The following is a 23,428-nucleotide window of genomic DNA, read 5'->3' on the forward strand; positions in this document are numbered from 1 at the left end:
CCGATGATGGCGACTCGCGGCGCCCGGCTGCGCCGCGCTTGCGATCGCCATTAAGCCCGATGATGGCGACTCGCGGCGCCCGGCTGCGCCGCGCTTGCGATCGCCATTAACGACGGAACTGGTGTAGCGCGCGCATCTTGTTGGTCACGTCCAGCGCAGCGACCTTGTAGGCCTCGGAGAACGTCGGGTAGTTGAACACCGCGTCGACCAGGTAGTCGACGGTACCTCCGCACCCCATGACGGCCTGTCCGATGTGCACCATCTCGGTGGCGCTGGTGCCGAAGATATGGGCGCCCAGCAGAGTGCGGTCGGTGGTGGACACCAGCAGCTTGAGCATGCCGTAGGAGTCTCCGGCGATCTGGCCGCGGGCCAGTTCCCGGTACCGGCACACCCCCACCTCGTAGGGAACCGAGTCCTTGGTCAGCTCCACTTCGGTCTTGCCGACGTAGGACACTTCCGGAATCGAGTAGATCCCGATCGGCTGCAGTTCGGTGATGCCCTCGGTCGGCTCGCCGAAGGCGTAGTAGGCGGCCAGCCGGCCCTGGTCCATCGATGTCGCGGCCAGCGCGGGGAATCCGATGACGTCGCCGACGGCGTAGATGTGCTCGACCTTGGTCCGGAATTGGTCGTCGACGAAAATCCTTCCGCGATGGTCGCTTTCGAGGCCGGCGTGCTCCAGGCCCAGGTGCTCGGTCTGGCCTTCGCGGCCCGCCGAGTACATCACCGTCTCCGCGGGAATCTGCTTGCCACTGCCCAGGGTGGTGACGGTTCCCGACGATCCGACATCGACGGCGGTGACTTCCTCGCCGAACCGGAAGGTCACCGCCAGGTCGCGCAGGTGGAACTTCAGCGCCTCGACGATCTCCGGGTCGCAGAAGTCGAGCATGGTGTCCCGCTTCTCCACGACAGTGACCTTGGTACCCAGCGCGGCGAACATCGACGCGTACTCGATGCCGATCACACCCGCGCCTACGACGACCATCGACGCCGGCAGCGACCGCAGGTCCAGGATGCCGTCGGAGTCCAGGACCCGGTTCTCGTCGAACTCGACCCCGGAAGGGCGGGCCGGTTTGGTGCCCGTGGCGATGACGATGTAGTCACCGCTGACCGTCACGCGTTCCCCCTGGGCGTCTTCCTCGACCAGGACGGTGTGCGGGTCGATGAATCGGCCATGGCCCAGCACCAGGTCGATCCGGTTCCTCATCAACTGTGAGCGCACCACGTCGACCTGCTTGCTGATCACGTGCTGGGTGCGTGCCAGCAGGTCGGCGGGGGTGATCTTGTCTTTGACCCGGTAGCTGGCGCCGTAGAGTTCGCGCTGGCTCATCCCGGTCAGGTAGACGACCGCCTCGCGCAGGGTCTTCGACGGGATGGTGCCGGTGTTGACGCAGACGCCGCCGACCATCCGGCCGCGCTCGACGATAGCGACCGACTTGCCCAACTTGGCCGCTGCGATGGCGGCCTTCTGACCGCCAGGCCCGGATCCGATAACGACCAGGTCGTACTCGCGCATCGAAGTCATGTGTAGACGATAAAGCCCACAGTCGCGACTTTCTCCACAAGCAGGCGGCTGAATCACGTTGCGCGAGCACGTAGTGACGGTGCGGGTCGTCACCGTGGACGCCATGACGACGCATGCACCCGGCTTTAAATTGAATCGCCCCGGCACTTTGATCGCCGCGCTACCGGCCATCCTCGGCTTTGTCCCGGAGAAATCGCTGGTGCTGGTGACAATTGAGGGCGGAGGGCTGGGATCGGTGGTGCGCGCCGATCTGTCCGATGAAATCGTCGACCGGGTGGACGACCTCGTCGCGGTCGCCGCCGCTGCTGACCCGGACGCGGCGATTGTGGTGATCGTCGACGCCGAGGGTGCGGCGTGTCCGGGATGCGACCAGGAGCACCGGCAGTTGTGCGAAGTGCTCGCCGACGCCCTGTCGGAGTACGGCATTGATTACTACGCGGGACACGTGGTGAATCGCATCGCCGCGGGCGGGCGTTGGCACTGCGTCGACGGTTGCGGCGCCGGCGGTGAGATCGACGACCCCTCGGCATCGCCGCTGGCGGCGGCGGCAGTGGTGGAAGGCCGCCGCCTCTACTCACGACGTGCCGATCTGCAGGCGGTGATCGCGCTGGACCCGCTGCACAGTGCGGCACTGACGCCGGTTGTCGAGCGGGCCGCACACACGCGCGCCGTCGAGTACCGCGCTGACCCGGCCGACTGCCGCCGCCGCGATGTGGAGAACGCGATGGCGGCGGCCGCGCGGGTCAACGACGGCGAATCGTTGTCCGACGCCGAGTTGGCCGAGGTGGGCTGCGCGCTGACCGACGTCCAAGTGCGCGACACGTTGTACGCGCTCGCCGTGGGGGAGGACGCCGACGCAGCGGAGTCGCTGTGGGCGGTGCTGGCGCGCCTGCTGCCACAACCGTGGCGGGTGGAGGCGCTGGTGTTGCTGGCGTTCAGCGCCTACGTCCGCGGCGACGGGCCGCTGGCGGGCCTGTCGCTGGACGCGGCGCTGCGCTGCGACCCGCAGCACCGGATGGCCAGCATGCTGGACCAGGCGTTGCAGTCAGGCATGCGGCCCAAGGACATTCAGAGACTCGGCGGCACGGGTTACCGGCTGGCCGAGCAACTCGGCGTGCGGTTGCCGCCACGACAGTCTTTCGACCAACGCGCAGGCTAGCTCCGCCCGGCGGCGGTCAGACCTTCTCGACCTTGACCGCGTGTGCCATCTCGTGGGGCAGGGTGACGTTCTCGTGACCGGGGATGAGGATGGTCACCCCGCCGCTCTGGCCGTTTTCGACGGTGACGCGAGCGTTGGGCACCACGCCGGCGTCCTTAAGCCGGGCGATCAGGTCGATGTCGCCCTGTACATGCTCGGTGAGCTGGCGGACCACGACGGCAACCGGTGATCCGGGCGGTAGCTCGGTCAACCGCACCAGGCTGACGTCGTCGGCTCCGGAGTCCGGGCCGACGCCGAGGTCCAGCAGACCGGGAATCGGGTTGCCGAACGGGGAGGTTGTCGGGTTGTTGAGCACCTTGACCAGTCGGCGCTCGACATCCTCGCTCATCACGTGCTCCCACCGACAGGCCTCGGCGTGCACTTCTTCCCAGGGCAACCCGATGACGTCGACCAGGAGGCGCTCAGCGAGGCGGTGCTTGCGCATCACCGAGATGGCCAGCGCCCGGCCCTTATCGGTGAGTTCGAGATGCCGGTCGCCGGCGACACGGAGCAAGCCGTCGCGTTCCATCCGGGACACGGTCTGGCTGACAGTCGGTCCACTCTGCTCGAGGCGTTCGGCAATGCGGGCACGCAGCGGCGTCACGCCCTCTTCTTCGAGGTCGTAGATAGTCCGTAGGTACATCTCGGTGGTATCGACCAGGTCGTTCATTCAGCATCCTCCGTTGCCGCCGAGTCTACTTCGCCAGCCGCGCGAGTGGTTTGTCCAAAACGCCCCACCGCAGCAGTATGCCCGCCGCGCTAGCGCGGCTGGCACACCGTCTCCTACCAAGCTTGCCAAACTGGCCTGGGCGACGCCTCAGCTGGCGTAGGACCGCAGTCGGTCCGCCCGCTCACCGTGGCGCAACTTGCACATCACGTCGCGCTCGATCTGACGAACCCGTTCGCGCGACAGGCCGAACAGCTTGCCGATCTGGTCCAGGGTGCGCGGCTGGCCGTCATCCAGACCGAAACGCAGCCGGATCACCTGGTGCTCGCGCTCGTCGAGCGTGGCGAGCACGCTGCGGATGTCGGTGTGCAGCAATTCGGCGATCACCGCGTTCTCCGCGGACATCGCTTCGGCGTCCTCGATGAAGTCGCCCAGCGGGGCTTCTTCCTCCGAGCCGACCGGCATGTCCAGACTCACCGGGTCGCGACTGTGCTCAAGCAGATCGTTGATCTTCTCGATCGGGATGCCGGATTCCTCGGCCAGTTCCTCGTCGGTCGCTTCGCGGCCCAGGTTCTGGTGCATCTCCCGCTTGATCCGCGCCAGCTTGTTGACCTGCTCGACGAGGTGGACGGGAAGCCGAATCGTGCGGCTCTGGTCGGCCATGCCGCGGGTGATGGCCTGCCGAATCCACCACGTGGCGTACGTGGAGAACTTGAATCCCTTTGCGTAGTCGAACTTTTCCATCGCCCGGATGAGGCCCAGGTTGCCCTCCTGGATCAGATCCAGCAGCGGCATTCCGCGTCCGGTGTAGCGCTTGGCCAGCGAGACCACCAGTCGCAGGTTGGCTTCCAGCAGGTGACGGCGGGCGGCCTGACCATCGCGAACCACTGCGGCGAGATCGCGTTTCCGGTTCTCGCCAAGGCGCTTCCGGGTTGCCAGCAGATGCTCGGCATACAGCCCGGCCTCGATGCGCTTGGCCAACTCGACTTCGTCGGCGGCGTTGAGCAGCGCCGTCTTTCCGATGCCGTTCAGATACACGCGCACCAAGTCTGCAGCTGGGCTTTGAGCATCCAGATCGCCGTCGAACCGGCTTGTGGTGGCCCGTGTAGTGAGTTCGGCCATTACGCCCTCCCGATTGGCTTGTCTTGTCATGTGGTTAACGAGAAGCCCGCCGGTTGAGTTCCCATCGGATCCTCATCTCACACCCCGTGACGTGCACAAATACGGCGCTGACCTGAGAATGTCCTGAGAAGTGGCGCGAGGGGGACGGTTAGTCGGAACCGTCCGGGTCGATCGTCTGCGAATCAGGCCGCGGTGCGAAGTGCGGCCGCGGCTCCAGCGCCGGACGTTCGGCGGTCGGGAACAACGGCGTGCGTTGGCGGGCGTGGTCGAAGCGCCGTGGCTCGTCGGCGCTGCGCGGCGGTCGGTCGTTGGCGATCAGAACGGCTATCCACGGCAACGGGATAGAGGCCGCGACGATGAGCAGCGACACCAGACCGTTGTGCCAGGCGCCGTAAGCGAGTGCGGCCAACAGCAGTGCCGGAATACGAAAAGCCATGATGGACAGGTACTTACGCACCCGAGCGCGATGCTGCACCTCGTAGGACGGTGCGGCAGCAGTGATCAGTACTGGCCGGCCCTCTTGGTCGAAGCCGTCGAACTCCGGGCCCCGCTTCATACCTCCACTGTTGCACACTCTGCCGATTCCGGTTTCCCCGGTGTCCGGCGGCTGATCAGGAGGCACAATATGTGGGATGGACACCCAGACGATCGAGCGCACCGACACCCGCGAACGCACCGACGACGGGACCGGCAGCGATACACCGAAGTACTTCCACTACGTCAAGAAGGACAAGATCGCCGAGAGCGCGGTCATGGGTAATCACGTTGTCGCGTTGTGCGGCGAGGTTTTTCCCGTCACCAAGGCCGCCAAGCCCGGTTCGCCCGTCTGCCCCGAGTGCAAGCAGATCTACGAGCGGCTCAAGAAGGGCTGATCAGGCCTTCGGTTCCACCGGGTCGGCCGGTTCCATCGCGGCGGTGTTGGGCTGCGGTGGCGCGGGATCCGCTGAGCCCGACAGGGCGGCGGTGCGGCGCAGGACCCAGTTCCGCAGGCGGTGTGCGTGCGTGGCCGGAGCCGGCCATTCTTCCTGAATGGCGGCGTTGAATTCGGCGCCGATCATGATCGAGAAGCCACCGAAGAATGCGAACAGCAGAAAAGCGATCGGCGTAGCCAGCGCACCGTAGGTGTAGCCGGTGCTGCCGATCCACCTGAGGTAGAAACGCAAGCCGAGAGTCGCGACCAGGAAAACCACCGAGGCCAGCACGGTGCCCGGTATCAACCGGTGTGTCGGTAGCGGTACCGGCAGGGCCACCCGGTACAAAACGGTCACTCCCGCCATCAGACCGAGGATCAACGCGGGGTAGTAGCCGTAGTGCAAAAGATTCTGCAGACCTATCGGGATGTGCTCGCTCACCTTGCGCGGACCCACCACCGCTACCGGCGCCGTGATGACCACGAACGCCAGCATCACGATGTACAGGAACAGCGCGAAGAAACGCTGCCGGACCGGATGACGCAAGGGCGTCTGGTCGTGGGCCTCCACCACCGCGTCGACGAATGAGGAAATGGCCGACGAGCCCGCCCACAACGAGATGAGGAAGCCCAGCGACGCGACTTCGCCGCCGGCTGTGGTGGTGATGTCGCGGATGGACGGCTCGATGATCTCGTTGACGACGTTGGGGGAGAAGAAGTTCCGGGCCGTCGACAACGTGCTCTTGATGATCGACGACAAGGTGTCCGCGCCGAACAGCGGCGCCACCCAGGCCAACGTCCCCAATATGCCCAGGAGCAGCGGAGGCGTCGAGAGACAGGTCCAAAAACCGGCTTCCGCCGATTCGGAGAAAATAGAATCGTCCCACGCCTTGGACAGCGTCCGACGGCTTATTTGCCAGACGTGGTGGCGGGACGGTTTTAGGACCTGGTCGCTCATACCCGTCCAGCATTGCCCATCAGACCTCGCACGCGCGACATTGGGCCGGGCGAGTTCTGCGGCAATTACTGGCCGCTGACCTCCAGCACCGCCGCCAGCTCAGCCAGCTTGGCTTCGTGCTTGTTGGCGTGATGTTGGCAGAAGAGGAGCTCAGCGCCCGAAGGCAGCTTGGCGCGGACCCGGGCGGCAGCACCGCAGCGATCGCAGCGGTCTGCTCGAGTGAGCTCGGGACTGGTCAGAGTTGCGTTCATGGCTCCTCCGTTCTGGCGATAATTTCACTCTGTCAGACGTTCAGAGTTTTCGCCTTGTTCCCTGACCGTTATGAGGTGTGTCGTTTCTCACGAATATTTGCCCACAAATGGGGCAGGGTAATCACCGTGTCGGAAATTGCCGCTGTACTGGTGCGATTGTGCTCTGAGCAGGAATGGGCCGGCGCCCAGGACCGCGGCTGGTTCCCACCGGAGCCCGCGGGGCCGGACGCCGACGCGTTCGTCCACCTGTCGACGGTCGAGCAGGTTCATTTGCCGGCCAACCGGCTCTACAGCGGCCGCGGCGACATGATGCTTTTGTACGTCGACGCCTCGGCTCTCGAGGCACCGCTGCGATGGGAGCGGGGAGTGCCGACCGACCCGCAGTCGATGCTTTTTCCGCATCTGTACGGCCCGCTGCCGGTCGAGGCGGTCATCAAGGCGGTGGCCTACCCGCCGGCGGCCGACGGCAGCTTTCCGGCGCTCAGCGCGCCCTCGGACGCGACGTAGGCATCCGCCTCGATCTCGACGAGTAGTTCCGGTGCGATCAGGGCCGACACCTCGACCATGGTGGCGACCGGACGTATCTCCCCGAAGACCTCGGCATGCACGTCGCCGACTTCGCGCCACCGCGATATGTCGGTGACGTAGATGCGGGTGCGAATGACGTCGGCCAGTGTCGCTCCGGCCTGGCTCAGGGCAGTTTCGATGCGACGCAACGCGTCCCGGGTCTGCGCGGCGAGGCCGTCGCCGCGGCCGGTGGTGCCGGCCACCGCTACCAGTGGGCCGACGCGTACCGCTCTGGAATAGCCGACGAGCGATTCGAATTCGGAGTCTGAGGGGACGTTCTGGCGGCTCGCTGACATGTGCGTCACCGTACGACGAGCGGTGTTCGCTTTACCCGCGCGGGATCTGCTGGTAGCTGTGCTTGGGTGCGCTGCGACACCGGGCTGGTGTGGATGATGGTCGCCCTGACGACCGCGGGGTGCCTCGGCGCGCGGCACGCCTCCGCGCCGTCACTGGGCGACGAGGTCCGGATCGGAGACCTGGTCTTCACCGTGACGTCGATCAACCTCGGGGTGCCGCAGACCGGTCACCGGACCGCGCAAGGGGTCTTTGTGGTCGTCAACCTCATGGTCGAGAACAAAGGGGACCGGCAGCGGTCGGTGTATTGCCAGGACCAGACGCTCAGGGATCGGGCGGGCAGGTCGTACGGGAACGCGGCGAACCTCGACTCGCCCTCGGATCTCGCCAGAGTCGGCTCAGGCACAAAGGTTCTCGTCAAGTGCGCGTTCGACGTGCCGACCGGAACCCTGCCCACCGCCATCGAACTGCGGGACTCGCAGTACTCGAAGGGTGTGAAGGTGACGCTACTGGGCGTGGGCTGACGTTCTAGCGTGACTGCATGACGACTTTCGGGCTGGTGCACGGCGGATGGTTGGGGGCGTGGACGTGGGATGACGTGGCGGCCTCGCTGCGGGGAGCCGGTCACGAGGCAGTCGCGGTCGATCTGCCGACCGAAGACGGGTCGGCGACCTTTGAGACCTACGCAGACGCGGTAAGCCGAGCCCTGGAGGGCTACGACGACGATGTCGTGATTGTCGGGCACTCGATGGGGGGTCACAGCATTCCGTTAGTAGCGGCGCGGCGGGCGGTGCGGCATCTGGTGTACCTGTGCGCGTTGCTTCCGGACGTCGGTCGCAGCCTGGCGGATCAGGTGGCCACCGAGACCGACATGCTGAATCCGGTCTGGCTGAGCGGTCTCAGCGAACCGGATGATCAGCTGCGGACGAGATGGGTCGACCGGGACATAGCCCGACGCCTGATCTGCCACGATTGCGACGACGCCACAGCGGACGGCGTACTCGACCGGCTCCGGCCGCAAGCAGCGCTGCCCAATGTGGCGCCGTTCTCGCTGGCCGAATTTCCGGACGTGGAGTGCACGTACGTGGTGTGCACCGAGGACCAGTTCGTCCAGCCGGACTGGTCGCGGCGGGTCGCCCGCGAACGGCTCGGCGCCCAGATCGTCGAACTGCCGGGCGGGCATTCGCCGCTGCTCTCGCGGCCGTCGGCGGTGGTGGACGTGCTGCTGAGTCTTTAGTCCAGGTAGTCGCGCAAGACCTGCGAGCGGCTGGGGTGGCGCAGCTTGGACATGGTCTTGGACTCGATCTGACGAATCCGCTCCCGGGTCACCCCGTACACCTGGCCGATCTCGTCCAGGGTGCGCGGCTGGCCGTCGGTGAGCCCGAAGCGCAGCCGGACGACGCCGGCTTCACGCTCGGACAGCGTGTCCAGCACCGACTGCAACTGGTCCTGCAGCAGCGTGAAGGACACCGCGTCCACCGCGACGACGGCTTCGCTGTCTTCGATGAAGTCGCCGAGTTGGCTGTCACCCTCGTCGCCGATGGTCTGGTCCAGCGAGATGGGCTCCCGGGCGTACTGCTGGATCTCCAGCACCTTCTCCGGCGTGATGTCCATTTCCTTGGCGAGTTCCTCAGGAGTGGGCTCGCGGCCCAGGTCCTGCAGCAGCTCGCGCTGGATGCGGCCCAGCTTGTTGATGACCTCGACCATGTGCACCGGGATGCGGATGGTGCGGGCCTGGTCTGCCATGGCGCGGGTGATGGCCTGGCGGATCCACCACGTGGCGTAGGTGGAGAACTTGTAGCCCTTGGTGTAGTCGAACTTCTCGACCGCGCGGATCAGACCGAGGTTGCCCTCCTGGATGAGGTCCAGGAACGCCATGCCGCGACCGGTGTAGCGCTTGGCCAGTGACACCACCAGACGCAAGTTGGCTTCCAGCAAATGGTTTTTCGCCCGGTCGCCGTCGCGGCAGATCCACATCATGTCGCGGCGCTGAGCGGCGGGCAGCTTCTCGCCGCGATCCGTCAGCTCGACCATCAGCTGAGTGGCGTACAGGCCGGCTTCGATGCGCTTGGCGAGCTCGACCTCTTCCTCGGCGTTGAGCAGCGCCACCTTGCCGATCTGCTTGAGGTACGCGCGCACCGAGTCGGCGGAGGCGGTGAGCTCAGCGTCCTTGCGCGCCTGACGCAACGCCTCGGACTCGTCCTCGTCCCAGACGAAATCGCCGGAGGCCTTGTCCTTTTCGGTGGGCTCGGCGATGTCCTCGTCTTCTTCGACGGGAGCAGCGGTGACCACGGCGGCCGTCACGGTCTCGCCCTCCTCGGCGTCAGCTGCCTCGAGTTCGCCATCCTCGGCGTCGGGCGCTACGTCTTCGTCCAAGTCCTCGAGGCTCAGGTCGCCGGCGTCGATTTCGATATCGTCGCCGGGCTCCACGTCGAGGTCGGTGTCGAGTTCCTCGGCGGCGTCGAGCGTGACGTCTTCGGCCGTTGCGCCGTCGGCGTCCTTGGCCTTGGCGGCAGGTGCCTTCGCGGCGGCCTTGGCGCGGGTCTTCCTCGGAGCAGCGCCGGGCGCGCTGTCAGCCGCGGGTCCGGCGGCCTTCGCGGCCCGTTTCGCCGGAGCGGCGCCAGTGGCGGCCTTGGCCGCCGTCCGCTTGGCGGGAGACTTTACGGCGGTGCGCTTAACCGGCTCATCGGTTGCCGCACTTGCCTTGGTCGGTGCCACGTACACCCCTTCGGTTGGACGCACTTCCGGTGGGTCTGGGCATGGAAGACCGAAAGTGTCTGTTATGTCGAATGTCGGCGTTTGATATCAGCGTGAGTATCGCGCGCTATCGGTTTGGGCGGCCGCCGACGACCATTGTAACTTCACACTGCCCTCGTACTGGCCGAGCGGACAAAATTCAGTGCGTCACGTCGCTGGTTGACGCCATGGCCGCGCCCACGATGCCGGCCGCATTCTGCAGGGCCGCCGGCACCACCGGGGTGCGGTTTTCCAGCAGATGCACCCATTTGTCGGCCTTGCGGCTGATCCCGCCGCCGGCGATGAACAGGTCGGGCCAGATCGCATTCTCGATGGCGACCAGCACTCTGGTGACCTGCTTGGTCCACTTTTCGTAGCTCCAGCCGTTTCGTTCCTTCACCGACGACGCAGCCCGCTCCTCGGCTTCCTTTCCACCGACCTCGAGATGACCGAATTCGGTGTTGGGAATCAGCTTGCCGTTGTGGATGAGCGCTGAGCCGATGCCGGTGCCGAAGGTGAGCAGCACGACCAGTCCCTCGTGGCCCTTGCCGGCGCCGTAGCGCTCCTCGGCCAGCCCCGCGGCGTCGGCGTCGTTGAGGATCGTGACGTCCTGGCCGGAGAGTTCGGCGCTGATGATGTCGCGGGCGTTGGTGCCGATCCAGGCCTTGTCCACATTGGCCGCCGTCTGCACGATGCCGTGCGTGACGACACCGGGGTAGGTGACCCCGAGCGGTCCGGTCCAGCCGAATCCGTTGACCACTTCGGCGATGGTCTTGGCGACGGCGTCTGGCGTGGCGGGCTGCGGCGTGAGCAGTTTGATCCGGTCGCCGATCAACTGACCGGTGTCCAGGTCCACGATGGCGCCTTTGATGCCGCTGCCGCCTACGTCGATTCCGAATCCTCGGCGCTGCGACGGGGGATCGACGTCATCAATCCCAGGGACGGTGCTGGTCATCGAATCTCCTCGGCGAGACTTGGTGGTCCGCTCACCTTAACGACCCGGTACCGCAAAAGGGGTGAGGCGGGTTGCGTCCGTTGAGGAATCGTCGCCTGTGGTGCGATAGATCCGTGACACGCCCCGACAGACCCGGTGCGGAGCCCGCGCGGCTGCGTGAGGTGGCAGTGACGGTCGCCACCGAGGCGGCCGAGTTCGTACGGCGCCGGCGCGGCGAGGTGTTCGGCCCGAGCGCCGGGCTCGACCCCGCCCACAGCAGCGACGCCGACACCGTGCGATCCAAGACCACCCCGACCGATCCGGTGACGGTGGTCGACACCGATACCGAACAGCTGCTGCGCGCGCGGCTGGCCGTACTGCGACCGGGCGACCCGATCCTCGGCGAGGAGGGTGGCGGGCCTCGTGATTCGACGGCCGGCGGCGCGGTCACCTGGGTGCTCGATCCCATCGACGGAACGGTGAACTTCGTCTACGGCATTCCGGCTTATGCGGTGTCGGTCGGCGCACAGATCAACGGTGTGTCGGTGGCCGGCGCGGTGGCCGATGTCGTTGCCGGCCGGGTGTATTCGGCGGCCAGCGGACACGGCGCGCACGTCACCGACGGGCACGGTACCCGGGAGTTGCGCTGCAACAACGTCGATGAGCTGTCAATGGCGTTGCTGGGCACCGGATTCGGCTACTCGCCGACGCGCCGGGTCCGCCAGGCCGAGTTGGTGGCGCAGATGCTGCCGGTGGTCCGCGATGTGCGTCGCATCGGTTCGGCGGCCCTGGACCTGTGCATGGTCGCGGCCGGGCACCTGGATGCGTATTACGAACACGGCCTGCAGGTGTGGGACTGCGCCGCGGGCGCGCTGATCGCTGCGGAGGCCGGCGCGCGCGTGCTGCTGCCACCACCCGAAGTGGACGGGGCCGGCCTGGTGCTCGCCGCGGCGCCTGGCATCGCCGACGCGTTGCTGGCGGCCCTGCATCACGTCGGGGGTCTGGCTCCGATTCAGTGAACGGTCAGCAGCTGTTGGCGTGGATCTTCGCCAGCAGCGCGTGATCCGCGGGCTCGCTGGCCCCGGGACGCAGCGTCGCCAGCACAGCGTCGATGTCGTCGTTGTGTGCCAGCGAGCTGAAGTCGGTACCGAGCGCGAGATCCACCGAGTCGTCACCGCGGCTGTCGTGGAACAGTTCGGTGCACGGCGCCACCAGCCACAGCGCCGCCGCGGTGGCCTGACCGGCGGTGCCGAAACGGATCTGCCCCTGGCAGGTCATCCGGGTGCCGGCGTAGAGCGGGTCGTTGGCGGACGTGGGTTGCGCGAAGCCCAAATCCTGTAGCGCACCGGCGATGTCGCCGGCCTGGCCGCCTCGGCCACTGGCGTTGAGGACCCGCACCTTGGTGTCGCTGAGCTTGGCGGGCGTGACGTCGATCATCTCCGTCCGTGAGACCTGCTCGCCGAGCTTGGCGGGCGTTTCGGTCCCGGCGGCCTGCGGGGGAGGGTTGCACACCGCCACCTCGTGGACGTCCGTCGGCCGGGTCAGGGCCACGGTCCAGATCACGCCGGTCACCACGACGAGGAAAATGACGACGATGATGGCGGGGCGGGGATTGCGCCGCCGGAAGGGCCGACCGTGCTTGTCGAAGGCGGTACCCTCGGTGATGTGTGCAACCACACATGCACTCTAATCGCACCGTAAACGCACCGTTTAAGGCCAAGTACAAGGGCTATTCCGGCGGTGTGACGCAAATCACATCCAATCCACCCGTATTACGGGCACGAATAGTTTGGTGCAAGCGTTCGACGCTGGTACAAAGCGTTCCTTGAGCTTATGAGGGCCCTGAGGGGATAAGGACGGGGAAGAAGATGCCTACCGACTACGACGCTCCGCGGCGTACCGAGACCGACGACGTCTCGGAAGATTCGCTGGAGGAGCTCAAAGCACGACGGAACGAGGCGGCGTCAGCCGTGGTTGACGTCGACGAATCCGAGTCCGCCGAATCGTTCGAATTACCCGGCGCCGACCTATCGGGTGAGGAGCTGTCGGTTCGCGTGGTTCCCAAGCAGGCCGACGAATTCACCTGCTCGAGTTGCTTTCTGGTGCAACATCGCAGCCGTCTCGCCAGCGAGAAGAACGGCGTGATGATCTGTACCGACTGCGCGGCCTGACCGCCGCACTCAGCTCCCCGGTCGTTCTCAGCTCCGTCGTTCTCAGCTCCGCAGCGCCGACAGCACCCGCTCCGGGTGACGGCAGCTCACCAGCCAGTACGGCGTCGGGTCGTCGGGATCATCAAGCACCAGCAACACCATCGGGCCGACCCAGGCGCGGTGCAGGACATAGGCCGCCGGGTCGAGCTGACGGCCCAGCGCTGCCGACTTCGCGGTGCGTGCAATCTCCGCCGACCGGGAGACCACGGTGACCGGCAGATGTGCGTCACCGGCCCACAGTTCGACGCCGCCGTCGTCGGCGGTGACCCGAACCTCGACGCGGCCCAGCCACAGCAACACGGCGGTCGCGACGGCGAACAGTACGGCGAACGGAAGCCAGCCGGGCAGGGATCGGATGCCCAGGTCCACCTCGTACGCGATGACTGTGGCGAGCGCGAAACCCAGTGGCCACCACCACCAGGGCACCCACAACCGTTCGCGATATCGCACGCTTTGCGGCGCGACGCGCGTATCGGACACGCGGTCAAGGGTAGTCTGTGCCCCCGTGTCGACCAGTCTGGCCATAGTTCGTCTCGACCCGGGGCTTCCGATGCCCAGTCGCGCTCACGACGGTGACGCGGGCGTTGACCTTTTCAGCGCCGAAGACGTCGAGCTGGCACCTGGTCACCGCGCTCTGGTGGCTACCGGCATCGCGATCGCCGTCCCGTTCGGCATGGTCGGATTGATACACCCGCGTTCGGGACTTGCCTCGCGGGTAGGGCTGTCGATCGTCAACAGTCCCGGGACCATCGACGCGGGATATCGTGGCGAAATCAAGGTCGCGCTGATCAACCTCGACCCCACCACCCCGATCGTGGTGCACCGTGGCGACCGCATCGCCCAGCTGTTGATACAGCGGGTCGAACTGGTCGAATTGGTGGAGGTGTCGTCGTTCGACGAGGCCGGACTGGCCGAAACGTCCCGTGGCGAGGGTGGTCACGGATCTTCCGGCGGGCACGCGAGTCTGTGAACGCGGGAGACCAAGCGATGAGAAGGAGCGGCGCTGATGCCAGCATTCGGTAGACGCACACGCAAGGACGACAACTCGTCGCAATCGCAGCCGGCTGATCCACCCCTCGAGAAAGGCGTGGAGAAAGCCGAGGAAGAAGGCGCCGAGGAAGGGCTCGCCGGTGGCGACGAGTCGCTCGAGGGCCCTTTCGACATCGAGGACTTCGACGATCCGGCGGACGCCGAAACGGCCCGGCTGGATCTGGGGTCGGTGCTGATCCCCATGCCGGCGGCGGGCCAGGTGCAGGTCGAGCTGACCGAGACCGGGGTGCCCAGCGCGGTGTGGGTCGTCACGCCCAACGGGCGGTTCACCATCGCCGCCTACGCCGCCCCCAAGACGGCGGGGCTGTGGCGCGAGGTGGCCGGCGAGCTGGCCGACTCGTTGCGCAAAGACTCCGCCAAGGTGTCGATCAAGGACGGGCCGTGGGGACGCGAAGTCGTCGGCACCGCATCCGGTGTGGTGCGCTTCATCGGAGTTGACGGCTACCGCTGGATGATCCGCTGCGTGGTCAACGGACCGCACGAGACCATCGACGCCCTGACCGACGAGGCGCGCGAGGCCCTGGCGGACACGGTGGTTCGCCGCGGCGACACTCCGCTGCCGGTACGCACTCCGCTGGCGGTACAGCTGCCGGAGCCGATGTTGCAGCAGCTCCGCGAGGCCGCCGCCGCTCAGCAGGGCGCCGAGCAGACCCCTGAGCAGACGCAGGCGCAACCCCCGCCGGACGAGCCGGCCGCGCGTCGCAGCACCGAAGGCTCGGCGATGCAGCAGCTGCGCAGCACCTCCACCGGCGGTTAGACCGGACGGCCGTCAGCCCGCAGCGCTCAGGGCGGCCAGGCAGGCCGCTCCCAATGCGTCCGGACGCGCCCCGATCTCGTCGAGTGTGACCGTGCGCAGGGCGGCCCGGGGTGCATCGGCGGCCCAGTCGGCACCGACCTGCAGCGGGTGGATCGGGTCGTCGACCGCAGCCGCCACGCCCAGCGGCGGAACCAGTCGCGTCAGCTGGGCGCGGCTCGGTGCGACGTAGGACGCCGCCTCCTCCATGGCATCTGGGAGCAGCGGCCACTGAGCCGCCCAGGACCGGGCCAGCTCGTCGGCCAACCAGGGCGGGCTGGAGGCCCGCATCTGCGCCGTCGTGGCGTCCAGACCGTCGGTGCGCAACTGCGAAGCCGTGTAGTGAGCGGCGAGCGCCGCGGGTGCCGAGTCGGGTTCCCCGGTCCAGGCCGGCAGGGCCGCCAGAACCGCCACGGTGCGCTCCGGGTGGGCCAGTGCCCACGTCGCTGCCACGGCCGCGCCTATCGACACGCCACCGACCGCGATCGGTCCGGTGGCTGCCGCATCGTCGAGCGCGGACACGTAACCGTCGAGCAATCGGTGCGGTTGCGGCGCGGGTGTGACCAACACCGCACCGAGAGCCTGCAATGGGCCGGAAAATGCCCGGTAGACGTAGTTTTCGTCGGATCCGGTACCGGGCAACAACACGGTCGTGACACCGCGCAGATCGACAACCACCTCCCCATAGTGCCCGGTAGCTGGGTACGCCCGAAATTCGGTGGTTTCATCCGTGTGGCATCAGGGAACCAAGAGGTCTACGGTGACCGTTGGCATGGTGGAATGCTGATTTGAAACATAGCTTTCTTAACGACGTCGAAGTGTCAGGAGTGGCCATGGGGGCCCAGGGGTATCTACGCCGGCTCACCCGTCGGTTGACGGAGGACCCGGAGCAACGCGACGTCGAAGAACTTTCCGACGAAGTCCTCAATACCGGCGCGCAGCGAGCAGTCGACTGCCAGCGTGGCCAGGAGGTCACCATGGTGGGCACGCTGCGCAGTGTCGAGACAAACGGCAAGGGTTGCTCCGGCGGGGTTCGCGCGGAGTTGTTCGACGGCAGCGACACCGTGACGCTGGTGTGGTTGGGGCAGCGGCGCATCCCGGGCATCGAGTCGGGACGCACTCTGCGGGTGCGCGGCCGGATGGGCAAGATGGAGAACGGCACCAAGGCCATCTACAACCCCCACTACGAAATCCAGCGTTGACGATTTCCCTCATCACCAACTCGAATTCCCGTGAGCGATAACCGTTTCAGCGCCGAGAGCCTGCTGGCGCAGGCCGGTGGTGTGAGCGGGCTCATCTACTCTTCGTTGCCTGTGGTGACGTTCGTGGTCGCCTCCAGCGTCTCAGGCCTGCTGGCCGCGATCGGCAGTGCGATGGCCGCGGCGGCCCTGGTTCTGCTGTGGCGGCTGATCCGCCGGGACTCGTTACAGCCGGCGTTGTCGGGATTCTTCGGTGTCGCCGTGTGCGCGCTGATCGCCTATCTGGTCGGACAGTCCAAGGGTTATTTCCTGCTCGGCATCTGGATGTCGTTGTTCTGGGCGGTCGTGTTCGCGGTGTCGATCGTGATCCGGCGTCCGGTGGTGGGTTATCTGTGGAGCTGGGCCACCGGCCGCGACAACGGGTGGCGCGCGGTGCCGCGTGCGGTCTACGCGTTCGACATCGCGACGTCGTGCTGGACCGTGGTGTTCGTGGCGCGTTTCGGCGTCCAGGGGCATCTCTACGAACTCGGCAAGACCGGCTGGCTGGGCGTGACCCGGATCGCCATGGGGTGGCCATTGACGGCGTTGGCAGCCCTGGTGACCTACGGGGCCATCAAGGCCGTGCTGCGAGCCCTGCCCGCGGTCGAACACCCGGTGCCGGCCGAGATCGACGGCGAGCCCATTCGGGACTAGTCAGATGGTCGCGACCCGCTGCGACCGGCCTGCGGCCGCTCTTGCGATCGCGACTAGCTGGTCGGCAGCAGCAGCCGGCGCAGTTCCTCTTCCGCCTCGGTGACCGCGACGAACAGCAACTCGTCGCCACCTTCGAGCGGTTCGTCACCCTCGGGCACGATCACCCGTGGACCCCGCAGGATGGTCACCAGCGAGACATCGCGCGGTAACTGCAGTTTGCGTACCGGCTTGCCGCCCCACGGGGTGTCGTCGGGCAGGGTGATCTCGACCAGATTGGCCTGGCCTTTGCGGAACTCCATCAGCCGCACCAGGTCTCCGACGGCGACGGCTTCCTCGATCAGCGAGGCCAGCATTCGTGGTGTGGACACCGCGACGTCGACGCCCCACGCGTCGGTGAACAACCATTCGTTGCGCGGGTCATTGACCCGGGCCACCACCCGCGGAACAGCGAACTCGGTCTTGGCCAGCAGGCTCAGCACCACATTGACCTTGTCGTCGCCGGTGGCGGCGACGACGACGTCGAAATCTTCCAGGTGCATCTGCTCGAGCAGGCTCAACTCGCAGGCGTCGCCCAGCAGCCAGTGCGCCGCGGGGATGGCATCGGTGTCGAGGTGGTCGGCATTGCGCTCGATCAGGGTGACGTCGTGCCTGTTGGCGACGAGTTCCCGGGTGACCGAGCGCCCGACGGCGCCGGCGCCGGCGACAGCTACTTTCATTTGCGGTCTCCGCCGCAGTCAGCGGGCGTCATTTGTCCAGGTCCTCGCTCGGCGGCAGCGCCGCAATGGCCACGGCTTCGGCGGCTCGGCCGGAGATGGCGGCGACATAGACCTGGTCGCCGGCCTGCAGCACGGTCTTGGGTTCGGGCAGGATGCCGGTTCCGAAGCGGATCAGGAACGCCACGCGCGCGCCGGTGGCCTGCTCCAGGTCGGTGGCGCGGTGTCCGACCCAGTCTTCGTGCAGCACCACCTGCGCGACGGCGACGGTGCCCGTCGGATCTCGCCATTTGGCCGTCTCGGTCTCCTGTGTCAAGGCGTTCAGCAGACGGTCGGTGGTCCAGGGCACGGTGGCGATCGTCGGGATGCCCAGCCGCTCGTAGACCTCGGCGCGCTTGGCGTCGTAGATCCGCGCCACCACGCGTCGCACCCCGAAGGTCTCGCGGGCCAGCCGCGCCGAGATGATGTTGGAGTTGTCTCCGGAGGACACGGCGGCGAACGCGTCGGCGCTTTCGATGCCGGCCCGCAACAGCACGTCACGGTCGAAACCCTGGCCGAGCACCCGGTCGCCGTCGAACTCCGGGCTGAGCCGGTTGAATGCGGCGCTGTCGCGGTCGATCACCGACACGTCATGGCCGATTCGGTACAGCCCGTCCGCCACCGAAGAACCGACCCGGCCGCAACCCATCACAACCACCTTCACTCGGAGGTCCTTTCGGTTGTGTCCTGCGCGTCATTGTGATCGGCAACCTACGCTGGCGGGCCGATTTCGGTCGTGAGAATTCTCGCCTACGGAACGCTACCGCCAAAGCCGAGTGGGCCTACTCTTGGCTCTCGTGTCCAAACTTTCAACCGCTGCGCGCCGTCTGCTGATCGGACGGCCGTTTCGCAGCGACCGGCTGGCCCACACGCTGCTGCCCAAGCGCATAGCTCTGCCGGTGTTCGCCTCCGATGCACTGTCCTCGGTGGCCTACGCACCCGAAGAGGTCTTCCTGATGCTGTCGATCGGCGGGCTGGCGGCCTACGCGCTGTCGCCGTGGATCGGGCTGGCGGTGGCCGCGGTCATGTTGGTGGTGGTGGCCAGCTACCGGCAGAACGTGCACGCCTACCCCTCGGGCGGCGGCGACTACGAGGTGGTCACCACCAATCTCGGTCCCAACGCGGGCCTGACGGTGGCCAGCGCGCTGATGGTGGATTACGTTCTCACCGTTGCTGTTTCGACAGCGTCGGCGATGTCCAACATCGGATCGGCGGTGCCCATCGTGGCCCACCACAAGGTGTGGTTCTGTGTGGCCGCCATCCTGTTGGTGACGGCGATGAATCTGCGCGGCGTTCGGGAATCCGGGCTTGCGTTCGCGATCCCGACCTACGGCTTCATCATCGGGGTGACCGGCATGATCGGCTGGGGCCTCTTCCGCATCTTCGTCCTGGGGAATCCGCTGAAGGCGGAGTCCGCCGGCTTCCAGATGCATTCCGAGCACGGAAAGATCGTCGGTTTTGCACTGGTCTTCCTGATGGCACGGGCGTTCTCCTCGGGTTGCGCGGCGCTCACCGGTGTCGAGGCGATCAGCAACGGGGTGCCCGCATTCGAGAAACCGAAGTCGAAGAACGCGGCCACCACGCTGCTGATGCTCGGCGCCATCGCGGTCACCCTGCTGATGGGGATCATCGTGCTGGCCAAGAAAATCGGGGTTCAGCTGGTCAGCGACCCGGCGACGCAACTGGCCGGTGCGCCGGCCGGTTATTACCAGAAGACGCTGGTCACCCAGCTGGCCGAGACCGTTTTCGGCAGCTTCCACATCGGCTTCGTGCTGATCACCGCGGTGACCGCGCTCATCCTGGTGCTGGCGGCCAATACCGCGTTCAACGGCTTCCCGGTGCTGGGTTCGGTGCTGGCGCAACACAGTTACCTGCCACGCCAGTTCCACACCCGCGGCGACCGGTTGGCGTTCTCCAACGGGATCGCGTTCCTGTCCCTGTCGGCGCTGCTGGCGATCATCGCTTTCCGCGCCGAGCTGAGCGCCCTGATCCAGCTCTACATCGTCGGGGTGTTCATTTCGTTCACGCTGAGTCAGATCGGCATGGTGCGGCACTGGACCCGGCTGCTGCGCACCGAAACCGACCCGGCGGCGCGGCGGCGGATGCACCGTTCGCGGATCGTCAACACGGTCGGACTTCTCGCCACCGGCGCGGTGCTGCTGGTCGTCATGGTCACCAAATTCCTCGCCGGCGCCTGGATCGCGTTGGTCGCCATGACATTGCTGTTCGCGTTGATGAAGCTGATCCGCCGGCATTACGACGGCGTCACCCGCGAATTGGCCGAGCAGGCCGCCGAACACGGCGACGAGATCGTGCTGCCCAGCCGCAATCACGCTCTGGTGCTGGTGTCGAAGCTGCATCTGCCCACGCTGCGCGCCCTGGCCTACGCCCGGGCGACCCGGCCCGACGTACTGGAAGCCGTCACGGTGAGCGTCGATGACGCCGAAACCCGCGAGCTGGTACACGAGTGGGAGGAAAGCGACGTCAGCGTTCCGCTGAAGGTGATCGCGTCCCCCTACCGCGAAGTCACGCGTCCGGTACTCGACTACGTGAAACGGGTCAGCAAGGAATCGCCGCGCACCGTGGTCACGGTGTTCATCCCGGAGTATGTGGTGGGGCGCTGGTGGGAACAGTTGCTGCACAACCAGAGTGCGCTGCGGCTCAAGGGGCGCCTGCTGTTCATGCCCGGCGTGATGGTGACGTCTGTGCCGTGGCAGCTGACTTCGTCTGAACGGGTCAAGGCGTTGCAGCCGCACGTGGCGCCCGGCGACGCCCGTCGGGGCATCTTCGATTGAACCACGAAAACGCTTGCGGTGAACTGACTCTGGTCACCGGGGCTCCTGCCAACGGTGGCAGTTGCATTGCGCATCACGAGGGCCGGGTGGTTTTCGTCCGCTATGCGCTGCCCGGGGAGCGGGTACGCGCGCGCGTCACCGCCGATCGCGGATCCTATTGGCACGCAGAGGTTGTCGAGGTGCTGGAACCCTCGGCGGACCGCACGGATTCGCTGTGCCCGATCGCGGGAGCCGGCGGTGCCGGATGCTGTGATCTGGCCTTCGTCGCGCCCGCGGCGGCCCGCGACCTCAAGGCGCAGGTGGTGGCCAACCAGCTGGACCGCCTCGGCGGACACAGCTGGTCCGGCCCGGCCGAACCGCTGTCCGACGCCGGGTCGACCGGTTGGCGCACCCGGGTCCGCCTGGACGTCGGATCCGACCGGCGGCCCGGTTTTCACCGCTATCACAGCGACGAGCTGGTCACCGACCTGCGGTGCGGACAGTTGCCGTCCGGGATGCTCGAGGGGCTGTCCGGGGCCGATTGGCCGGTCGGCGCCCACCTGCACGTGGTCGTCGACGACGACGGTGAGCGTCATGTGCTGCGCACGCTGCGGCAGGGTAAGCGCACTGTGTCGAAGGTGACCGAAGGCAACTATCACGCCGTGCAGCGGGTGGGTGCGCGCAGCTGGCGAGTGCCGGTGACGGCGTTCTGGCAGTCCCATCGCGACGGCGCCCGGGTGTACAGCGAGTTGGTCGCGGACTGGGCGCAACCCGCGTCCGGTGCGACGGCCTGGGATCTCTACGGCGGAGCCGGAGTCTTCGCCGCGGTGCTCGGGGCCGCGGTGGGGGAGTCGGGCCGGGTGCTGTCGGTCGACACGGCGCGGGGCGCGTCGGGGGCGGCCCGGGCCGCCCTGGCCGACCTGCCGCAGGTCGAGGTGGTCACGGAGTCGGTGCGCCGGGCGCTGGCAGGCCAGGCCGAGAGCGCCGGGGTTGCGGTGCTGGATCCGCCGCGCACCGGCGCCGGCCGCGAAGTGATCGATCTGCTGGCCGCTGCCGACGTGCCGCGGGTGGTGCATATAGGTTGTGAGGCAGCATCTTTCGCCCGTGACATCGGGTTGTACCGGGAGCGCGGATACGTCGTCGAACAGATCAGGGTGTTCGATGCGTTCCCGCTGACCCACCACGTGGAGTGCGTGGCGTTGCTGACCCGCTGACCCGGCGTCGCGGCAGGCTAGACTCCTTCGCGGTGTGCCGGGAAGTCTGGTCGGCGTTATTTTGTCGATCGATCGCGTGAAAGGCGGCTTCCGTGAGCGAGACTGCCCGCTACGCCCTGATCGTCTTGTTCTCCAGCGCCGTCGGGTTGATTGCGGTGCTGGCCAACCGGCTCACCGAGCGGGTGAAAATCCCGGTTCCCCTGCTGGTCCTGGTCGGAGCAGCGCTGGCGGTGCACGCCGTGCCGGTCGTGCAGCCACCATCCGAGCGGACGGTGGAGCGGGTGCTGACCGTCGCGTTGGTGTTGGTGTTGTTCGACGGCGGAATGCACATCGGGCCCGTGCGCTTTCGCGCTGCCGCGGCTCCTATCTTGTCGGTCGGCGTCCTGGGTACCGCGCTCACCGCCGGCGGGGCGGCGCTGATGCTGCATTATGCGTGCGGAATCAATTGGTACGCAGCGGTTCTGGTGGCCACCGCGGTAGCCCCCACCGATCCGGCCGTCGTCTTCTCGGTGCTGGGTAAGCGCGAGATCTCCGGACGAAGCAGCACCATCCTCGAGGGTGAGTCCGGCGCCAACGATCCGGTCGGCATCTCCTTGATGGCGAGCCTGATCGCCGCCGGGGGCCTCAGCGCGGCCGGGTTCGCCAGTGTGGGAACGCAATTCGTCATGCAGATGGCTATCGGCGGAGCCGTCGGGGTGCTTGGTGGCCGGGCCCTCCTGGTGTTCATGCGCCGCGTCGCCCTGCCCAGCGAAGGTCTCTACCCGCTGCGAACGCTGGCTTCGGCACTGATGCTGTACGGCATTGCCACGCTCGCGCACGGCTCGGGTTTTCTGGCGGTGTTCGTCGCGGGCATCGTGATCGGTGACGCGCGCGCGCCGTACAAACCCGAGATCAAGCGTTTCCATGCCGCGCTGGCGGGACTGGCCGAAATCATCGCCTTCACCGTGCTGGGGCTGACCGTGGACCTGCGCGTACTGGCCCACCCGGATGTCTGGATTCCCGGCCTGGTCCTGGGCGTGGCCCTGACCGCACTGATCCGGCCGCTGGCGGTGAGCGCGTGCCTGGTTCGCGTGGACCTGGAGCGCAACGAACGCAGCTTCATCCTGTTCGCCGGTCTGAAGGGTGCGGTGCCGATCCTGCTCGGCGAATTCCTGCGCGCCGCCCATATCGCCGAGGCCGAACGGCTCTACGGCATCGTGGTCGTCGTCGTCATCTTCTCCGTCCTGGTGCAGGGCAGCTCGGTGCCCGGCGTCGCCAGGCTGTTGCGCTTGCCGATGCGGACCGTCGAGACCCAGCCGTGGGAGATCGGTGTGCGGCTCGCGGACGAACCGCACGGCGTCCATCGCTTCACGGTTGCGCAGGGCTCCACCGCGCAGGGGTGCACGGTCGAGGGGCTCGGTGACATGGTCGGTGACATCTGGGTGAGCATCGTGGTGCGGACCACTGGCCTGGTGCCGGTGCGTGGCGATACCGAACTGCAGGCCGGCGACGAGGTCGTCGTGCTGGCGGATCCCGAACTGCATGACACCCTGGCCGAACTGTTCGGCGCCTCCTAGGCGGCCTGCTCACCCTGCCGCGGTTGCG

At 66.9% G+C, this 23,428-nt stretch carries 28 protein-coding genes; 14 read left to right on the top strand and 14 right to left on the bottom strand.

The window, feature by feature from the left end; genetic code table 11:
* Positions 1 to 106 precede the first annotated feature (106 nt).
* Entirely contained in the window at positions 107 to 1,513 is a 1,407-nt protein-coding gene (gene sthA, locus C0J29_RS11460) for a Si-specific NAD(P)(+) transhydrogenase (protein WP_120792391.1), read from the bottom strand.
* A 112-nt stretch (positions 1,514 to 1,625) separates the two neighbouring features.
* On the opposite strand from sthA, the gene C0J29_RS11465 reads away from it, so the two are divergent.
* Positions 1,626 to 2,681, top strand: coding sequence for a DUF4192 domain-containing protein (locus tag C0J29_RS11465; protein ID WP_120794684.1), 1,056 nt, complete (start codon positions 1,626 to 1,628; stop codon positions 2,679 to 2,681).
* A gap of 16 nt (positions 2,682 to 2,697) precedes the next feature.
* On the opposite strand, the gene C0J29_RS11470 is transcribed toward C0J29_RS11465, so the two are convergent.
* From C0J29_RS11470 to C0J29_RS11480, 3 genes are all read right to left on the bottom strand, one after another.
* The gene (locus C0J29_RS11470) at positions 2,698 to 3,390 is read right to left on the bottom strand and encodes an iron-dependent transcriptional repressor DtxR (RefSeq protein WP_055578414.1); all 693 of its coding nucleotides are present in this window, start codon (positions 3,388 to 3,390) and stop codon (positions 2,698 to 2,700) included.
* Positions 3,391 to 3,537: 147 nt separating this feature from the next.
* On the bottom strand, positions 3,538 to 4,509 hold the full coding sequence (sigB, locus tag C0J29_RS11475) for a sigma-70 family RNA polymerase sigma factor SigB (protein WP_065043170.1): 972 nt from the start codon (positions 4,507 to 4,509) through the stop codon (positions 3,538 to 3,540).
* A gap of 148 nt (positions 4,510 to 4,657) precedes the next feature.
* Complete coding sequence (locus tag C0J29_RS11480; protein ID WP_065161675.1) at positions 4,658 to 5,065, bottom strand: DUF3099 domain-containing protein; 408 nt, start codon at positions 5,063 to 5,065, stop codon at positions 4,658 to 4,660.
* A gap of 76 nt (positions 5,066 to 5,141) precedes the next feature.
* On the opposite strand from C0J29_RS11480, the gene C0J29_RS11485 reads away from it, so the two are divergent.
* Complete coding sequence (locus C0J29_RS11485; protein WP_065043172.1) at positions 5,142 to 5,381, top strand: DUF3039 domain-containing protein; 240 nt, start codon at positions 5,142 to 5,144, stop codon at positions 5,379 to 5,381.
* Here the strand turns inward: C0J29_RS11485 and C0J29_RS11490 are convergent, their stop codons facing one another.
* Together C0J29_RS11490 and C0J29_RS11495 are read right to left on the bottom strand one after the other, a co-directional pair.
* Entirely contained in the window at positions 5,382 to 6,377 is a 996-nt protein-coding gene (locus tag C0J29_RS11490; protein ID WP_065043173.1) for a YihY/virulence factor BrkB family protein, read from the bottom strand. It abuts the gene before it with no gap.
* 65 nt (positions 6,378 to 6,442) lie between these two features.
* A complete protein-coding gene (locus C0J29_RS11495; RefSeq protein ID WP_055578419.1) occupies positions 6,443 to 6,628 on the bottom strand; it encodes a DUF7455 domain-containing protein in 186 nt (61 codons plus the stop codon).
* Between the two features lie 126 nt (positions 6,629 to 6,754).
* Between C0J29_RS11495 and C0J29_RS11500 the strand changes: the two genes are divergently transcribed.
* Positions 6,755 to 7,135, top strand: a complete 381-nt coding sequence (locus C0J29_RS11500; RefSeq protein WP_120792393.1) for a DUF952 domain-containing protein — start codon at positions 6,755 to 6,757, stop codon at positions 7,133 to 7,135.
* Here the strand turns inward: C0J29_RS11500 and C0J29_RS11505 are convergent.
* Positions 7,075 to 7,491, bottom strand: a complete 417-nt coding sequence (locus C0J29_RS11505) for a RidA family protein (RefSeq protein ID WP_065161674.1) — start codon at positions 7,489 to 7,491, stop codon at positions 7,075 to 7,077. The genes C0J29_RS11500 and C0J29_RS11505 overlap by 61 nt on opposite strands.
* A 66-nt stretch (positions 7,492 to 7,557) precedes the next feature.
* On the opposite strand from C0J29_RS11505, the gene C0J29_RS11510 reads away from it, so the two are divergent.
* Complete coding sequence (locus C0J29_RS11510; RefSeq protein WP_120792394.1) at positions 7,558 to 8,013, top strand: DUF4352 domain-containing protein; 456 nt, start codon at positions 7,558 to 7,560, stop codon at positions 8,011 to 8,013.
* 17 nt (positions 8,014 to 8,030) lie between these two features.
* A complete protein-coding gene (locus C0J29_RS11515; protein WP_120792395.1) occupies positions 8,031 to 8,726 on the top strand; it encodes an alpha/beta fold hydrolase in 696 nt (231 codons plus the stop codon).
* Here the strand turns inward: C0J29_RS11515 and C0J29_RS11520 are convergent.
* Both C0J29_RS11520 and ppgK read right to left on the bottom strand, forming a co-directional pair.
* Positions 8,723 to 10,207, bottom strand: a complete 1,485-nt coding sequence (locus tag C0J29_RS11520; protein ID WP_120794685.1) for an RNA polymerase sigma factor — start codon at positions 10,205 to 10,207, stop codon at positions 8,723 to 8,725. The genes C0J29_RS11515 and C0J29_RS11520 overlap by 4 nt on opposite strands.
* Before the next feature lie 178 nt (positions 10,208 to 10,385).
* Positions 10,386 to 11,180, bottom strand: coding sequence for a polyphosphate--glucose phosphotransferase (ppgK, locus tag C0J29_RS11525; protein WP_065043175.1), 795 nt, complete (start codon positions 11,178 to 11,180; stop codon positions 10,386 to 10,388).
* A 113-nt stretch (positions 11,181 to 11,293) separates the two neighbouring features.
* On the opposite strand from ppgK, the gene C0J29_RS11530 reads away from it, so the two are divergent.
* Positions 11,294 to 12,178: an inositol monophosphatase family protein gene (locus C0J29_RS11530; protein WP_120792396.1), complete on the top strand. Its 885-nt coding sequence runs from the start codon at positions 11,294 to 11,296 to the stop codon at positions 12,176 to 12,178.
* A 4-nt stretch (positions 12,179 to 12,182) separates the two neighbouring features.
* On the opposite strand, the gene cei is transcribed toward C0J29_RS11530, so the two are convergent.
* On the bottom strand, positions 12,183 to 12,836 hold the full coding sequence (gene cei / locus C0J29_RS11535; protein ID WP_065043177.1) for an envelope integrity protein Cei: 654 nt from the start codon (positions 12,834 to 12,836) through the stop codon (positions 12,183 to 12,185).
* 191 nt (positions 12,837 to 13,027) lie between these two features.
* Between cei and C0J29_RS11540 the strand changes: the two genes are divergently transcribed.
* A complete protein-coding gene (locus tag C0J29_RS11540) occupies positions 13,028 to 13,330 on the top strand; it encodes a DUF4193 domain-containing protein (RefSeq protein ID WP_003899437.1) in 303 nt (100 codons plus the stop codon).
* Positions 13,331 to 13,372: 42 nt separating this feature from the next.
* Here C0J29_RS11540 and C0J29_RS11545 read toward each other — a convergent pair whose 3' ends face one another.
* Positions 13,373 to 13,849, bottom strand: coding sequence for a DUF3093 domain-containing protein (locus tag C0J29_RS11545; protein WP_065043178.1), 477 nt, complete (start codon positions 13,847 to 13,849; stop codon positions 13,373 to 13,375).
* Positions 13,850 to 13,874: 25 nt separating this feature from the next.
* Between C0J29_RS11545 and dut the strand changes: the two genes are divergently transcribed.
* Together dut and C0J29_RS11555 are read left to right on the top strand one after the other, a co-directional pair.
* Entirely contained in the window at positions 13,875 to 14,339 is a 465-nt protein-coding gene (gene dut / locus C0J29_RS11550; protein WP_120792397.1) for a dUTP diphosphatase, read from the top strand.
* A gap of 36 nt (positions 14,340 to 14,375) precedes the next feature.
* Positions 14,376 to 15,176, top strand: coding sequence for a DUF3710 domain-containing protein (locus tag C0J29_RS11555; RefSeq protein WP_120792398.1), 801 nt, complete (start codon positions 14,376 to 14,378; stop codon positions 15,174 to 15,176).
* A 12-nt stretch (positions 15,177 to 15,188) separates the two neighbouring features.
* On the opposite strand, the gene C0J29_RS11560 is transcribed toward C0J29_RS11555, so the two are convergent.
* Positions 15,189 to 15,890: an alpha/beta hydrolase gene (locus C0J29_RS11560; protein ID WP_120792399.1), complete on the bottom strand. Its 702-nt coding sequence runs from the start codon at positions 15,888 to 15,890 to the stop codon at positions 15,189 to 15,191.
* Positions 15,891 to 16,045: 155 nt separating this feature from the next.
* On the opposite strand from C0J29_RS11560, the gene C0J29_RS11565 reads away from it, so the two are divergent.
* Both C0J29_RS11565 and C0J29_RS11570 read left to right on the top strand, forming a co-directional pair.
* Complete coding sequence (locus C0J29_RS11565; protein ID WP_120792400.1) at positions 16,046 to 16,414, top strand: OB-fold nucleic acid binding domain-containing protein; 369 nt, start codon at positions 16,046 to 16,048, stop codon at positions 16,412 to 16,414.
* A 30-nt stretch (positions 16,415 to 16,444) separates the two neighbouring features.
* Positions 16,445 to 17,104: a DUF3159 domain-containing protein gene (locus tag C0J29_RS11570; RefSeq protein ID WP_120792401.1), complete on the top strand. Its 660-nt coding sequence runs from the start codon at positions 16,445 to 16,447 to the stop codon at positions 17,102 to 17,104.
* Between the two features lie 53 nt (positions 17,105 to 17,157).
* Here the strand turns inward: C0J29_RS11570 and C0J29_RS11575 are convergent, their stop codons facing one another.
* Both C0J29_RS11575 and C0J29_RS11580 read right to left on the bottom strand, forming a co-directional pair.
* Positions 17,158 to 17,820, bottom strand: a complete 663-nt coding sequence (locus C0J29_RS11575) for a potassium channel family protein (RefSeq protein ID WP_065043183.1) — start codon at positions 17,818 to 17,820, stop codon at positions 17,158 to 17,160.
* A 28-nt stretch (positions 17,821 to 17,848) separates the two neighbouring features.
* Complete coding sequence (locus C0J29_RS11580; RefSeq protein WP_120792402.1) at positions 17,849 to 18,520, bottom strand: potassium channel family protein; 672 nt, start codon at positions 18,518 to 18,520, stop codon at positions 17,849 to 17,851.
* 133 nt (positions 18,521 to 18,653) lie between these two features.
* On the opposite strand from C0J29_RS11580, the gene C0J29_RS11585 reads away from it, so the two are divergent.
* The 3 genes from C0J29_RS11585 (at position 18,654) to C0J29_RS11595 (ending at position 23,400) form a co-directional block, all read left to right on the top strand.
* Positions 18,654 to 20,651 carry an APC family permease gene (locus tag C0J29_RS11585; RefSeq protein WP_065043184.1) on the top strand — a complete coding sequence of 666 codons (1,998 nt, stop codon included), beginning with the start codon at positions 18,654 to 18,656 and terminating at the stop codon, positions 20,649 to 20,651.
* On the top strand, positions 20,648 to 21,844 hold the full coding sequence (locus tag C0J29_RS11590; protein ID WP_120792403.1) for a class I SAM-dependent RNA methyltransferase: 1,197 nt from the start codon (positions 20,648 to 20,650) through the stop codon (positions 21,842 to 21,844). Before C0J29_RS11585 ends, C0J29_RS11590 begins: the two co-directional genes overlap by 4 nt.
* 92 nt (positions 21,845 to 21,936) lie before the next feature.
* Entirely contained in the window at positions 21,937 to 23,400 is a 1,464-nt protein-coding gene (locus tag C0J29_RS11595; protein ID WP_120792404.1) for a cation:proton antiporter domain-containing protein, read from the top strand.
* The last annotated feature ends 28 nt before the right edge of the window (positions 23,401 to 23,428 follow it).

Source organism: Mycobacterium paragordonae (assembly GCF_003614435.1).
GTDB lineage: Bacteria > Actinomycetota > Actinomycetes > Mycobacteriales > Mycobacteriaceae > Mycobacterium > Mycobacterium paragordonae.